Raw genomic sequence first — 15073 nt, 5'->3', positions numbered from 1 at the left:
TAATATGAGTTCGTGAATACGAAGCATTTTATCTATGTTTGCCCTCTTATGAGCAAGCAAACGGACGATTTCTTTAAAAATGTAATTTCGCACGCCAAGGAATATGGATTTGTATTTCCTTCAAGCGAGATCTATGACGGCCTAAGTGCCGTGTATGACTATGGCCAATTGGGTGCCGAGCTGAAAAACAACCTCAAAACTTATTGGTGGAAAGCCATGGTACAGCTCCATGAAAATATCGTGGGTATTGATGCGGCCATTTTTATGCACCCTACCACTTGGAAAGCGTCTGGACATATAGACGGGTTCAACGACCCGATGATTGACAACAAGGATTCAAAGAAACGCTACCGTGCGGACCAACTTATCGAGGATAAGATAGCACGGTATGAAACTGATGGCAAGACAGAGAAAGCTCAACGATTGCAGACTGATCTCAATTCGGCTTTGAATGACGATGACTTGCCCCGTCTGAAGGTGATCATCGAGGAACATAACATTGTATGCCCCATGTCCGGCACCAAAAACTGGACAGACGTGCGCCAGTTTAACCTGATGTTTTCTACCCAAATGGGTGCATCAGCCGAGGGTGCTGATACTGTATACTTAAGGCCCGAAACCGCCCAAGGTATCTTCGTCAATTTCCTCAACGTACAGAAAAGCGGCCGCATGAAGATCCCCTTTGGTATCGCGCAGATTGGTAAGGCTTTCCGGAATGAGGTTATTGCCCGCCAATTCATCATGCGCATGCGCGAGTTTGAACAAATGGAGATGCAATTTTTCGTACGCCCCGGTACGGAGCTCGAATGGTATGGCAAGTGGAAGGAGACCCGATTGAAATGGCACCTGGCGTTAGGCGGCGAGCAAACCAAATACCGCTACCATGACCATGTGAAACTGGCTCACTATGCAAACGCTGCGGTGGATATCGAATATGATTTCCCCTTTGGCTTCAAAGAAGTGGAAGGCATCCATTCGCGTACTGACTTCGACCTCAGCCAGCACCAGAAGTTTTCGGGCAAGAAGTTACAGTATTTCGATCCAGAAATCAACCAGAATTACGTACCTTATGTCATTGAAACATCTATTGGCCTAGATCGGCTCTTCCTCACTGTCCTTTGCAACTCATTTGAGGAACAAGATCTGAGCACAGAAGATAAGCAAGATTCTCGTTCGGTGTTGCATTTCCACCCGACGTTGGCACCTATAAAGGCTGCCATATTGCCGCTGACGAAAAAAGACGGACTGCCGGATAAAGCAAGGGAGATACTGAGCCGCCTAAAAATGGATTACAACGTGCAATATGACGAAAAAGATTCCATCGGCAAACGGTACCGCCGTCAAGATGCCATCGGCACGCCATGCTGCATCACCGTGGATTACCAATCATTGGAGGATGATACCGTGACGTTACGCCACCGCGACAGTATGGAACAGGAACGGGTAGCTGCAGTAGACTTGGAGAAAATCATTGGTGATTTGGTGGGATGGAAGAATCTATTGGGAGCACTATAATTCGTTTACCCGCCAACAGATACTAACTCCCCATTCACCAGTACATCTACTGGTTCACCGGTATGTGATATAATGTTGTAATCAATGACCTTGCCATTGCGCCATTTGATATCCACTGTATAATTACCACGGGCCTTCAGCCCTTTCACTTCGCCATCCTTCCATGCATCGGGCAGCGCTGGCAACAAGTGGATAAATCCGGCGTGGCTTTGCAATAGCATCTCGGCAATACCCGCCGCACCACCGAAATTACCGTCAATCTGAAAAGGCGGGTGTGCACAGAATAGGTTGGGATAGGTTCCTGCACCAGCCTGCATGTTGATTTCACTACCCATAGCGGGCTGCAGTAATTGTTTCAAGATTTCCAACGCATGGTTGCCATCCTGCAAACGCGCCCAAAACAAGATTTTCCAAGCCCGGCTCCAGCCTGTGCCTTCATCGCCCCCGCCCCGCACCTGCAAGGTCTTTCTAGCGGCTTCGGCCCATTCGGGTGTGGTCTGTGGTGATATAAAAGCTGCTGGATGGAGACCATATAAGTGCGATACATGGCGGTGTTGTGGCTCGGGCTCTGCATATTCCTCCAACCATTCCATCACGCGGCCATCACTACCCACCTGCACGGGAGGCGGTAAAAAGGCTAGACTATTCTTCAACGTATCGACAAAGGAATCCTGCATACCCAATTCCTCCGCTGAAGCGATGACATAATTATACAATTCCCGTACAATTTGATTATCTATCGTAGGGCCCATAACCACACTAGCGCGTGTGCCATTAGGCATGATAAATCCATTTTCAGGCGATACAGAAGGTGCCGTGACCAGCCAGCCATTACGGGGTTCTTTGATTAATGTATGGTGGTAGAAAACAGCCGCGCCTTTCAGGATAGGGAATACTTCAGCTAAATAAGATTTATCCTGCGTAAAGAGATAATGTTCCCAAAGGTGATTACACAGCCAGCCGGAGGCCGTACTGGACCCCCATGAAGCCTGTTCACCTGGAGCCGAATACCCCCATATATTGGTCATCATATAACATACCCATCCCGGGGCGTTGTAATAAGCCTTGGCTGTTTTTTTACCTTCCTCGGCAACCGCTTTAATCATATCGATGAAAGGTTCATGCAGTTCCGGCAGGTTACCTACCTCTACTGGCCAATGGTTCATCTGCGCATTGATGTTTAGGTGGTAGTCGCCATTCCATGGGGTTTGCACTTGGTGCGCCCACAACCCCTGCAGGTTGGGCGGCAATAACCCGGGGCGCGTACTGCAAATACTCAGATAACGCCCATATTGGAAATAAAGCGCAGCCAAATCATTATCGTTTGCCGGATACTCAAAAAATCGTTTCAACCGTTCGTCCGTAGGAATATACGCCGTATTTTGCCCCACCAGCTCCAATGATACGCGCCCAAACAATTGCTGGAAAGCTGTGATATGCGTTTTCTTTTGTATTTTGTAGGGTACTTGGAGGGTTTGTTCCATCAATTTGGCCGACTGTTGTTCATGCAGGTTACCCCTAAAATCTGTGGCTGCTGAAAAATATAGTACGGCTTCATCCGCTCCGGTCACACGAAGGGAATTCCCTTCTACCACCAATTTGCCGCCCTTATGTTGGATGCGCAAACGGGACATGTATTGCATTCCCTGCCCTCCATGTCCATCATTGAGCGCTCCAAACATTTGCAGCTCATTCCCCACGGTATTTATTTGCGCATTTTCCGTTCGTGACAATGTGACGGAAAAATCCAGCCCCCGCTTACCAGCTGCGGTCAGCCGAATTACCCCTACGTCCCCATCAAAGGAAGTGAAGTATTCCCTGTGGTAGGTGACCCCATCCGATTTGTATGCCGTGGTGGCAATGGCTGTGGGCAAATCCAATTGCCTACGGTAATCACTCACCTGCCCCGATCCACTATGGTGGTATTGAATGAGCAGTTCACCAAGGGTTTGGTAAGCTCCATAAGGCAAGTTGGCACTTTGGCCACGGCCGCTACCGGCTCCGGCACACACAAAATTGGCGTTCACCAATTTCTCGGCCTCATCATTTCGGCCTTGAAGCAACAGTCGCTGGATATCACTTACACTTTTGTATGCCTCATAATTGTTGGGATCCTGTGAACTGCCTGACCATAAGGTAATCTCATTGAGCACGATTTTTTCAGTCGTTATCCCTCCATCGGGCATCATACCCAAACGACCATTTCCCAATGGCAGGGTTTCTTCCCATATTCTTGCAGGTTTATCGTACCATAGCTGCAACGGTTCCTTGGCCGATGAGGCTAAATATACACAGATGTAAATCCCTATAAGCCCATATTTCTTCATAATCCTAAATTAATTGACCGTGGATGACACCGATTCAACTGATTGGCGTATAAATCCGCGTCATCTGCGTTCCATCCAACCGCCTTCCTTAATCGCGGTACACTTCAAACTCCGCTATAGATACTACTGATCGGTTACTTTGGGCATTGGCCACGGCTTCAACCGTAAATCGGAAATAACGAGCCTGTACCTGTTTTTCGAAATCTATATACTGTATGATGGGGTTGGCTACGATATTGGAAAACTCTCCTTTGGTCATCACCTCCCAGGTGTTTCCATCCGTACTGGTCTCAAACACATAACGACTTACCAGCCCCACAGCACTTTTGTCCTGCCGGGGTAGGTAGTCGAAACCTGATAAGGGCTGTACATTACCCATATCCACGGTCACCTGTTGGGGCAAATCCACTTCGGCCGTAAGCCAAAAAGTTTCTTTATTCCCATCCACGGCTAAGGCGGGGTCGCCGCCTTCCAGTCCATTAGCGATTATATTCCATGTCGAGCGGTCAATACGTTCACGTTCTGCTTCGGCTATGGTAAACTCCACGTCGGCCTCCTTAAATAGGCCGAAATCACTCAATGCTACAGCCACCGGTGCGAACAGCCGTAGACGAAGTTTGCTTGCAGCTATTGGCGCTTCTAAGTGAATGAGCCGATTGGCGCCAATACTGGTAGCAGAAGCTAGTGGCTTCCAAGCATCATTTTCCCATACATCCACCCATACGCTATCCAAGCGCTGACCCAATTTGATGTTTTCACGCAAACGGATTAGATCAAAAACTGTCTCCTCTTTCAGTTCAATGACCAATTCGGGTGAAGTCACTTCGTCATCAGTAGCCCAATAGCTATAACGGTCGTCATCTAGTATATTGGCTGGCCCGAAATGCTTCATATGGCTATCCCTGACATTGGATGCCTCAAATTTGGCCCCTGCTGCTCGATTCTCTGCAAACGTCTTGGTTAACTTCTCCCCAAATCCCTTCAACGAGGCTACATCATTAGGGTGCAAGAGCCCATCGGTGTTGGGAGCCAACCCAAGGTTGAATGCAGCTCCCCTGCCTACACTTTTGAGGTACAGCTCAAAAAGCTGGTCGGGTGTCTTTACTTGATGGTCTTGATCCGCATGATAAAACCAACCTGGACGGTGGGGAACATCACATTCGGCCGGAATCCAATACTTCCCATCGCGCTGCCCACTTCCAAGAAAGCGTTCGTCTATATAGCCAGGAGCTGCTTTACCTCCATCCGGACCTACGGGAGTGAATGTGGCCCAGGAAGTTTCCGGGGCAACACCTTTCTCATTTCCCACCCAACGCACATCTGGGCCGATATCGCTAAAAATGACGGCCGTTGGTTGCATTTCACGAGTAATTGGCCAGGTTTTATCTTCCCATCCATAATAAGTTGAGCGGTCTATCCGTCGCGTTTCATTGGCTCCCCCATAATATCCATCGCCACCATTAGCCCCATCGTGCCAACTGGTAAATAATTGTCCATAGTTGCTATACAATTCACGCAATTGTTCACGATACGCCTCGGCGTATTGCTCGTTGCCGTATTCCGGATGATTGCGATCCCAAGCTGAACAATAAACCCCAAATTGCATTCCTTGTTTGCGGCTGGCTTCCATAAATTCCTTGACCATATCACCCTTGCCTTCACGCCAAGGACTTTTGGAAATGTTATAATCGGTAGTTTTAGTGGGCCAGAGGCAATAACCATCGTGATGCTTGGCTACGGATATCAGTCCCTTGAACCCTGCGGATTTGGCCGTCTCGGCTATTTGGTTGGCATCAAAATGCCGCGGGTTGAACAAATCAGCCGGGGCATCACCAAAGCCCCATTCCTTATTCTGAAACGTAGTGGGTGTAAAATGGATAAGGCAATACATTTCTAGCTCATGCCAATTCAATTGTGCCTCGGAAGGAGTGGGGCCATAGGGAGCAGGCTCATTTCGGAGCTGCCCGTCTGATGAATTGCAGCCAACCAATAGCATCACGACATTGATTCCCAATAATAGTTTTCTACAAATGCAAGACATCATAACCAATTTGGTTTATCAAACGTAAAGATAATTGTTTCTTGACATGAATACTGGAAATGCAAAAATAGCATAACATATTGGTAATATGTTTCACGAATCACCAGCATATAGGCTATAGACCTGACCGCTCACCACATGATTCATGGATGGCCTTTAATAGGATTTTCGACAAAAAAATTGTGCCGAGAATTACTATGGCAAACAGGGTCAATCCAATCCCCCCAAGCCATGTAAGTATCGTTAAGTTTTCCATTTGTATTACTTAAACAGGTTTCCTTCTTTATCTTTTTCCCATGCGCAGCAGGATGTGGTGCAACCAAGCTGTGTGTACATCCGGCATGGCACGCTTTGCCAACTGTTTGCTCGCTTTCCAAATGAGTCTAATCTGATTGAACGCTTTGGCATTCGCCGGATGCTTGGCCAGCCATTCCCTGATGTAGCTTGATTCTGCCTGATTTGTCTCATGAAGCAGGTATTTGATCAATAAACGTTCTTTCATTTTAGGGCCTAACATGTTCATGTTTGCTGATGCTGGTATAACTAGCAACACCAAGGAAGACGAGACAGGTGCACAAATGCACCCATCCGTCTTCCTGCAATCAAACTTAGAGAAACTTAAACCCTACCGACAGGGCAAAAACGCCGGGTCTTTGCTCCAATTCCTTGTTCATTTTTCCCAATCCGAGACTGTACCGTGCATCGAAAGTAAACCTTCCCACATCTATGCCGGCGTTAAGGACACCTCCGACATTAAACCGTTTGAATTCCGTACCAGCGGGCGCATCTGGTTTTTTCAGATTAAAATTCAAATCTGGGCCTAAAGAAACACGGAAGTTCAGATTATCTTTATTGACAATCTTATAACCAACCATCGCTGGCAGGTTAAGTTGCCTAAACTTAGATTCGTACGTTTCGGAATTATAGGTGTACTCACTACCGAAAGTGGAAAAATTAAGTTCAGGCTGGAAGAAGAAATCGCTCCCCGTACGAACAAATAATCCCACATGCATTCCGGCTTTACCTGATTTTTCGCTCACGGCGTCCAGCCCTGTACGTAATGTCCCAAAGTTGACACCGGCTTTGATACCCATGTCCAAGGACTGCGCATTTACCAGGTTTGTACTGACCAACACGGCGAGTACAGCTACATAAAATTTAATTGTTTTCATTTTGAACTTGTTTTTGATAGTTTTCATTATTGTTTTTAATCCTTATTCCCTGTTATGACACACTCATCCGGTTTTACCCTGAACGTTTGCTAAAAAATTTTAGGATTATTTCAGTTTATACCGAATTCCGGCGTTGACGAACATATTGGCCGTTAACAGATGGATGGAGTTGATTTTTTTATTACAGCATAGTCTTTCTATAAATTTTAACTATGCCACATCATTATTTGTGATTTACTTTATTGAAAGTTTAAGGTTACATTTGATGTACCAAAAGCAAATCTGAGGGAACTGAATGATCGCCAATGTGGTTAAACAATTATAAAAAACAATATTATGGAAACAGCCCACAAAAACTCACCTCGGCTTTTATCTACAAATTTGAATATTCAACTTTCAACATAATTTATTAGAAATGGAAAACAACATGAGTAAATGCCCTTTTCATGGTGGCGATGCGCCAACGAATAGCGCCGGTAGCGGGACAAAAAACCGCGATTGGTGGCCAAATCAATTAAAATTAAATATTCTGCGTCAACACTCACCTTTAGCTAATCCAATGGACAAGGGGTTTAACTACGCTGCAGCATTCAAGAGCCTCGATTTGGAAGCCGTGAAAAAAGATCTTCATCAGCTCATGACTGATTCACAAGACTGGTGGCCAGCAGATTTTGGCCATTACGGAGGTTTGTTTATTCGCATGGCTTGGCACAGTGCAGGTACGTACCGCATCGGTGACGGCCGTGGTGGTGCAGGGGGTGGTCAGCAGCGGTTCGCGCCTCTCAACAGCTGGCCCGACAACGTCAGTCTCGACAAGGCGCGTAGGCTACTGTGGCCGATCAAACAGAAATATGGACAGCAAATTTCCTGGGCCGACTTGATGATCCTCGCCGGCAATGTAGCACTTGAATCGATGGGCTTCAAGACCTTCGGTTTCGGTGGCGGTCGCGAGGACACCTGGGAGCCGGAAGAGGATGTCTACTGGGGTTCCGAAACTACCTGGCTGGGCGGAGACGAGCGCTATGCCTTCGGTTCCGAGGGCGTTGAGAAGGGGGGCGCGGTACTTGTATCTGATGATTCGGCGGACGGTGACATACATACGCGCAACTTGGAGAAGCCACTCGCCGCCGTACAGATGGGACTGATCTATGTCAATCCGGAAGGCCCTGACGGCAACCCCGATCCGATTGCAGCAGCTCATGACATCCGTGAGACCTTTAAACGCATGGCCATGGATGACAAGGAAACCGTTGCGCTGATCGCCGGTGGACACACCTTCGGCAAAACCCACGGTGCCGGCGACGCGGCACTTGTAGGCGCCGAGCCAGAAGCAGCGGACATCGAAGAACAAGGCCTCGGCTGGAAGAACAGTTTCGGCACGGGGATAGGCGCAGATACCATCACCAGCGGCTTGGAAGTGACTTGGACGACCACGCCGACGAAGTGGAGCAACGACTTCTTCCGACACTTGTTTGGCTACGAATGGGAACTAATGAAGAGCCCAGCCGGGGCGCATCAATGGAAGCCGAAGCATGGTGCGGGTGCTGGTACGGTGCCCCATGCCCATGATCCGTCGAAGCAGATCGCGCCTTCCATGCTGACTACGGACCTCGCCTTGCGGTTTGACCCAATCTACGAGAAAATCTCAAGACATTTTTTAGAGAACCCGGATGAATTCGCGGACGCCTTCGCCCGCGCATGGTTCAAGCTGACACACCGTGATATGGGTCCGCGCGCACGTTACTTGGGCCCAGAGGTACCCGAAGAAGCGTTGATTTGGCAAGATCCAATTCCGGCAGTCGACCATCAATTGATTGATGATAATGACATTGCTGCATTGAAAGCCAAAGTATTGGATTCGGAGCTATCTATCTCCCAACTGGTAGCTACCGCGTGGGCCTCGGCATCCACTTTCCGCGGTTCCGACAAACGTGGTGGCGCAAATGGCGCACGCATTCGCCTGGCCCCCCAAAACAATTGGGAAGTCAACAACCCTGCTCAACTGGCAAACGTGTTGAAAACACTTGAAGGTATCCAAACAGCATTTAACAATGCGCAATCCAATGGTAAAAAGGTTTCACTGGCTGACCTTATTGTATTGGCAGGCTGTGCAGGCGTCGAAAAAGCGGCGAGAAATGCGGGCCATGATATAACGGTTCCGTTCAGCCCAGGTCGGACGGATGCATCACAAGAACAGACTGACGTGGATTCTTTCAAACCGCTAGATCCTGTTGCCGACGGTTTCCGCAACTACCTGAAAACCAGATATACGGTATCGATAGAAGAGTTGTTGATCGATAAAGCGCAATTGCTAACGCTAACCGCCCCTGAACTGACGGTTCTTGTGGGTGGTATGCGCGTATTACATACCAACTTCAATAACACCAAGCATGGCATGTTCACTGAACGTCCGGAAGTGATTACCAACGATTTCTTCGTAAACTTGCTCGACATGAATACGGTTTGGAAGCCAACCGGTGAGCATAAGGAAGTGTTTGAAGGACATGATCGCGCAACCGGTGAACTGAAATGGACGGCAACCCGTGCAGACCTTATCTTTGGCTCAAATTCAGAGCTCAGGGCACTTGCCGAAGTTTACGGATGTGCCGACTCCGGAGAAAAATTCGTGAAGGATTTTGTAGCAGCTTGGAACAAAGTGATGAACCTTGACCGTTTTGATTTGGCTTGATTTTATCAGGCTACCCGAAGGTAACACAAGGTAGGAAATTGTTGCTGACATCATGAAAGAGACTGATCAATATTTTGACAGTCTCTTTTTTAATTAAAAATAATTTCACTGATAATCAATGAATTATCGAAAATAAAAAACAGACTATCTAAATTAATCTATTAATACAATAGACTTTATATATATTTGCATCATGAAAACAAGGAATCAGCATAAGGCAGTATTCAATAATAACGTTTGCATGTGTGTGCAGCTGATGTGTTACGCACATTGTTGAAGATGCTTTATACGGATTGACGAGTAATAGAAAAGCCTCTTCGACGCATAAAATCGAAGGGGCTTTTTTAATTTGATGACAACGAGAAAACGAGCAAAAAATGGCAATAGAAACAACAACTGAAAAACAATACATCGAACCGAAAATCACGATCGTAGGTGCTGGGCCAGGAGATCCTGATTTAATCAGCATCAAAGGGGTCAAAGCATTGAAGAAGGCAAATGTAATCCTTTATGACGCGTTGGTTGATGAGCGCTTATTGGACTATGCCCCTAAAGAAACCATTAAGGTTTATGTTGGAAACCCTTCGGGTGATGAAAACTTTTCGCAAGACGTCATCAATCAACTGATGGTCGATTATGCGATGAACTTTGGTCACGTCGTTCGCCTCAAGGGAGGCGATTTATTTGTCTTTGGCCGTGGATATGAAGAATTGGACTACGCCGCCTCTTATAGTATCGAGGCAGCCATCGTCCCCGGCATTTCCAGTGCGATATCTGTACCGGGATTACAAGGGATCCCTGTGACACATCAGGGGCTGAGCGAAAGCCTGTGGATACTTTCTGGCACGGATAGCAATGGAAATTTGTCGCCCGAACTAACAGATGCCGCCCAAAGTAAGGCCACGGTAGTCGTGTTGCTTGGCTACGACAGGCTACCCGAAATCGTTTCACTTTATCAGGAAATAGGCAAAGGCCGATTGCCTGTGGCTGTCATCCAAAACGGCTCTATGGTTAATGAAAAAATAGCCGTCGGTTTGGTAAATACGATTGTGGAGATGGCTGAGGAAAAAGAAATTGATAATAGAGGTCCGGTACTGCTCATTTTTGGTCCTGCTGTAGCGTTGCACCATGATTTCCGGCACATCCGCCAATTCTTCGAATTGCAAGAGCACTTGGATTAGCCTTGAAGATTCGCTCTTCATATCATGCAACTTCCGACATAACATGAAGTTGCGCAATCATCCAAACAGCCACCATGCTATGACTAGCGTAATCAAAATATTGAACGTCTGGGCGATGAGAAATATCCAAAATGGTTTCACATTATTCTGGCCCAACAAATCTTTGAAATTGGTCTCCAATCCGATGCTGGTAAATGCCAATGCGAACCACAGTCCTTGGATATTTTTGATCCCTCCTTTTACCTGTAACACGGTACTGTTGTCCAAGACAAAGGAAAAAAACAGGGATGCAGCGAGGAAACCAATGACAAATTTAGGAAAACGCTCCCAAATTACACCAAGCCGTGGTTTTTCCACCTGCTCCCCTTCGGGCGTGCCCCTGTATGTCCAGTAAATTGAAATGGCAAGTGCTGCAATACCCAGCAACACATTCTGCGAAAACTTAACGATTGTACTGATTTCCAACGCTCGGTCGCCTACCAAGCTGCCTGAAGCGACCACCGCACCCGTAGTATCAATACTCCCTCCTAGCCAAGCCCCCGCCACCTCTTCCGAAAACCCAAATACACGTACAAGATAAGGCATGCCTATCATCATCGGGATGGCCGTAATCAATACCATAGAAACTACATAGGATAGTTTCTTAGAATCGCCCTTGATGGCACCTGCCGTGGCGATGGCAGCTGATACCCCACATATCGATACCGCACTGGATATCATCATGGTCAGTTCTTCATCCACTTTCAGTTTCCGGCATAACCAAAAGGCAAAGTACCATACCGTTAATACCACAATAAGCGACTGTACCAACCCCAGAGAACCGGCCTTCAGAATATCAGAAAAAATTACGCTCGTGCCCAAGAGCACCAATCCAATCTTGACCAGCAATTCGGCGTTAAGCGAATCCTTAAACCATTTCGGCAATTTGAACAAGTTACCTACCAATAGGCCTATCAATAAACTGAAAATAACCGCTTCCAACCCCAAATCATGTAAGAACGAATTGCCCGCCAATAAAAGAGCGCAAATGGTTAGCACAAATACAATTGGAAAACCCAGTAAATTGGATTGGATGGGCTTACCGGTTATGATGGCACCGATGATGACAACGGCATAAGCAAATATAAATTGATAAAAAATGCTCAACCCATTAGTCGCCGAAAACAATAACTGCACCGCTCCTGCATCATGCCATTTATAATTGGGAATGGGTATGGTAAGACCCCATACGGTCAAAATAATAATAATAAATCCCAATACGACAACAGCCCAATCTTCGCTTAGGCTTAGTTTTGATGATGACATGTTTTGAGTATGAAAGAAATGATGTTTTACTTTATTTTGCTGGAGGTGCCTCATCACTCACGCACCTAAAACCAAGATTGTTGCTACCACTGCTTATCTCTCCTTTGCCACGGCTACCAGCAATGTACCGTTCGCAGTATTGTTCATTGCAAAGAAAAGAACCACCGCGCTGCACCCTTTTCACCGCGCCTGGTTCCAATGGGTCATGGCTATCATTAGGTCCTTTCGGGTTTTTGGAAGGGCTATTTTTATAATAACCTGGCCGGTAGTAATCTGAACACCATTCCCATACATTGCCGTCTATATCATATAAGCCAAACCCATTCGGCGTATAAGATTTGACCGGTGCTACCCCCTTGTATCCATCTTCTGCAATGTCTTGAGAAGGGAAGTTACCTTGGTAGACATTGGCTGGCCATTTGCCGGAGGGTTTCAATTCATTCCCCCAATAATATTTGCTATTTTGTTTCCCCCCACGTGCAGCGTATTCCCATTCAGCCTCCGTAGGCAGTCGCTTATTTGCCCATTTGGCAAAAGCTTCTGCATCTTCATAGGCGATATGCACCACAGGTTCATCTTCACGCCCTTTAATGTTACTTCCAGGTCCTTCGGGTTGATGCCAGCTTGCCCCTGGGACATATCGCCACCATTGGATATGATTGTTTAGATCCACGGCCTGGCTAGGAGGCGTAAATACGGCCGAACCGGGTTGCAATGCATCGAGCGGTACATTTGGAAAATCCTTAGGATCCAACGGACGTTCAGCCACTGTCTGATAGCCTGTCGCAGCAACAAAACGAGCAAATTGTGCATTGGTTACCTCGTGTTCATCCATCCAAAAACCATCAACTGTCACCTCATGCACAGGAGTTGCATCGGCAAAATCTTTACTACCCATCTGAAATGTACTGCCCGCTATGTATATCATTGAGGCATCGTCTGCGCCAAGGAAGTTATGCGACGCTTCTGATTCTGAGATTGCTGCCATACGCGAAGGAATGCCGTGTGCTACGCAAGTGGCCGTACTATCTTTACTCAATGAATTACTTTGTCTACTGTCACTTTTTTGTTGGTTACAGGAAACCAATAGTGTTAATCCCGACAATAGTGGGATAATGGTTCGATTCACATAGCTCACCGTCATATTATACCGTTTCAATAGTCTTATTTTCCATTATTGCAATAGGTTTGAGGTGTTAAAGGTACAAGATTTGGTCGATAATGCGAAACACTCCTTGGATCCTTGCGATAAGCCGCCTGTGGTTAGCGTGGCACTAACATGAGTTTCGGCAGTGCTAACCCTTATCAAAACCAAAGATATCTTTCAACGCCGTTCTTGCAGCATGATAGCCACACATGCCATGCACACCGCCACCAGGAGGTGTCGAAGATGAGCAGATATACAGTCCTTTGGCCGATGTGCGGTAGGGTGAAAATCGAAGTGCTGGACGGGTGAACAGTTGACCAAGGTCTATAGCTCCCCCATTAATATCGCCACCTATATAATTGGGGTTATATGTTTCTAATTGGGCTGTATTAATGGTATGTTTTGCCAATATACGTTCACGAAAACCGGGAGCAAATCGCTCCACCTGTCGTTCAATGGCCTCAGTCATATCCACGGTAGAGCCCGCTGGCACATGGCAATATGCCCATACGGTATGTTTACCTTGAGGTGCACGGGTACTATCAAACACGCTTTGCTGTGCCAACAACACAAAAGGGTTTTCGGGATGACGGCCTTTCCAGATAGCCCGCTCGCCGTGAGCGATCTCTTCTAACGTACCCCCCAGATGCACCGTTCCAGCCTCCTGGCACTCGGATGCAGTGAATGGCACAGGGCTATCGAGCGCCCAATCCACCTTGAATACACCCATCCCATACCGATAACGATTGAGCTGCCATTTATATAGGGATGAAAATTTATGTCCGGCAATTTGCAGTAGCTGCTTGGGAGTGATATCAAACAATACGGCTTTGGCAGCGGGAAGTTGGGACAGCGATTTAACATAAAAGTCCGTTTCTATCTTGCCCCCCAGCGACTGGAAATAAGATGCCAATGCATGGGCAATATGTTGCGCCCCACCTTTGGGCAGGGGCCAACCGTTGAGATGCCCGTTTACCGTGAGCACCAATCCGATGGCCGACGTGGTGAAGCTCGACAATGGTCGCAGCGAATGAGCGGCCATGCCCGCCCATAGTCCTTTTGCTGCCACTGTATGAAATATCCGGGAGATGTATTTAGCGGAGGGTAGCGCTTTCAGCCCAAAGCGAGCCAATCCTATTGGGTTTTGTGGAAGACGTAGTGGTCCCAAGACATCTGCAACGATACCCGGCCACAATCGCAGCAATGGCTCATATAATCGTCGATATTGCTCCTCATCACGGCCAAGGAACCTTGCGGTTTCATCGAATGATGCTTTTAGTACGGCTGCCTTCCCGTCGTCGAAAGGATGTGCAGCAAGTACGGGTGGATGGATATACTCAAGGCCATGAGCTTCCAAGGGTAACGTTTTGAAAAAAGGAGAGCCCGCCGCCATGGGATGCACAGCGGAGCAAACATCATGATGGAAACCAGGCAGCGTGAGTTCGGCGGTGCGCATACCGCCCCCTATGGTATTATTGCCTTCCACCACTAAAACCGACAAGCCTTCTTGCTGTAGGGTAATGGCTGCCGCAAGCCCATTGGGGCCGGCACCAACCACAATCGCGTCATAATCCGTTTTGTATTCCAATACAGTGATTGTTTGAAGGCTAAGTTACGAAGCGTTTGGTTAAACTTCGATGTTTTATAACATAAAAAAGGCCCCGTGTCGCTGTGACACGGGGCCCTATGAAATCCG

The 15073-nt window shown here is 47.3% G+C and carries 10 protein-coding genes; 3 read left to right on the top strand and 7 right to left on the bottom strand.

Annotated elements, in window-relative coordinates:
• The first annotated feature begins 48 nt into the window (after positions 1–48).
• Entirely contained in the window at positions 49–1515 is a 1467-nt protein-coding gene (locus NF543_RS20780; protein WP_257670120.1) for a glycine--tRNA ligase, read from the top strand.
• Positions 1516–1520: 5 nt separating this feature from the next.
• On the opposite strand, the gene NF543_RS20775 is transcribed toward NF543_RS20780, so the two are convergent.
• From NF543_RS20775 to NF543_RS20760, 4 genes are all read right to left on the bottom strand, one after another.
• On the bottom strand, positions 1521–3842 hold the full coding sequence (locus tag NF543_RS20775; RefSeq protein WP_257670119.1) for a glycoside hydrolase family 95 protein: 2322 nt from the start codon (positions 3840–3842) through the stop codon (positions 1521–1523).
• Between the two features lie 88 nt (positions 3843–3930).
• Entirely contained in the window at positions 3931–5886 is a 1956-nt protein-coding gene (locus NF543_RS20770; RefSeq protein WP_257670118.1) for an alpha-L-fucosidase, read from the bottom strand.
• A 280-nt stretch (positions 5887–6166) separates the two neighbouring features.
• Positions 6167–6385: a hypothetical protein gene (locus NF543_RS20765; protein ID WP_257670117.1), complete on the bottom strand. Its 219-nt coding sequence runs from the start codon at positions 6383–6385 to the stop codon at positions 6167–6169.
• Positions 6386–6491: 106 nt separating this feature from the next.
• Positions 6492–7055: a porin family protein gene (locus NF543_RS20760; RefSeq protein ID WP_257670116.1), complete on the bottom strand. Its 564-nt coding sequence runs from the start codon at positions 7053–7055 to the stop codon at positions 6492–6494.
• A 415-nt stretch (positions 7056–7470) separates the two neighbouring features.
• Here NF543_RS20760 and katG point away from each other — a divergent pair, with 415 nt between their 5' ends.
• Positions 7471–9744: a catalase/peroxidase HPI gene (gene katG / locus NF543_RS20755; protein ID WP_257670115.1), complete on the top strand. Its 2274-nt coding sequence runs from the start codon at positions 7471–7473 to the stop codon at positions 9742–9744.
• Between the two features lie 377 nt (positions 9745–10121).
• Positions 10122–10925 carry a uroporphyrinogen-III C-methyltransferase gene (gene cobA, locus NF543_RS20750; protein WP_257670114.1) on the top strand — a complete coding sequence of 268 codons (804 nt, stop codon included), beginning with the start codon at positions 10122–10124 and terminating at the stop codon, positions 10923–10925.
• Between the two features lie 57 nt (positions 10926–10982).
• On the opposite strand, the gene NF543_RS20745 is transcribed toward cobA, so the two are convergent.
• The 3 genes from NF543_RS20745 to NF543_RS20735 form a co-directional block, all read right to left on the bottom strand.
• Entirely contained in the window at positions 10983–12230 is a 1248-nt protein-coding gene (locus NF543_RS20745) for a YeiH family protein (RefSeq protein WP_257670113.1), read from the bottom strand.
• A 31-nt stretch (positions 12231–12261) separates the two neighbouring features.
• A complete protein-coding gene (locus tag NF543_RS20740; protein ID WP_257670112.1) occupies positions 12262–13389 on the bottom strand; it encodes a formylglycine-generating enzyme family protein in 1128 nt (375 codons plus the stop codon).
• Between the two features lie 136 nt (positions 13390–13525).
• On the bottom strand, positions 13526–14965 hold the full coding sequence (locus tag NF543_RS20735) for a phytoene desaturase family protein (protein ID WP_257670111.1): 1440 nt from the start codon (positions 14963–14965) through the stop codon (positions 13526–13528).
• Positions 14966–15073: the final 108 nt, after the last annotated feature.

The organism is Parapedobacter tibetensis (assembly GCF_024704835.1).
Taxonomy (GTDB): domain Bacteria; phylum Bacteroidota; class Bacteroidia; order Sphingobacteriales; family Sphingobacteriaceae; genus Parapedobacter; species Parapedobacter tibetensis.
This window is presented reverse-complemented; position numbering and strand designations above follow the sequence as displayed.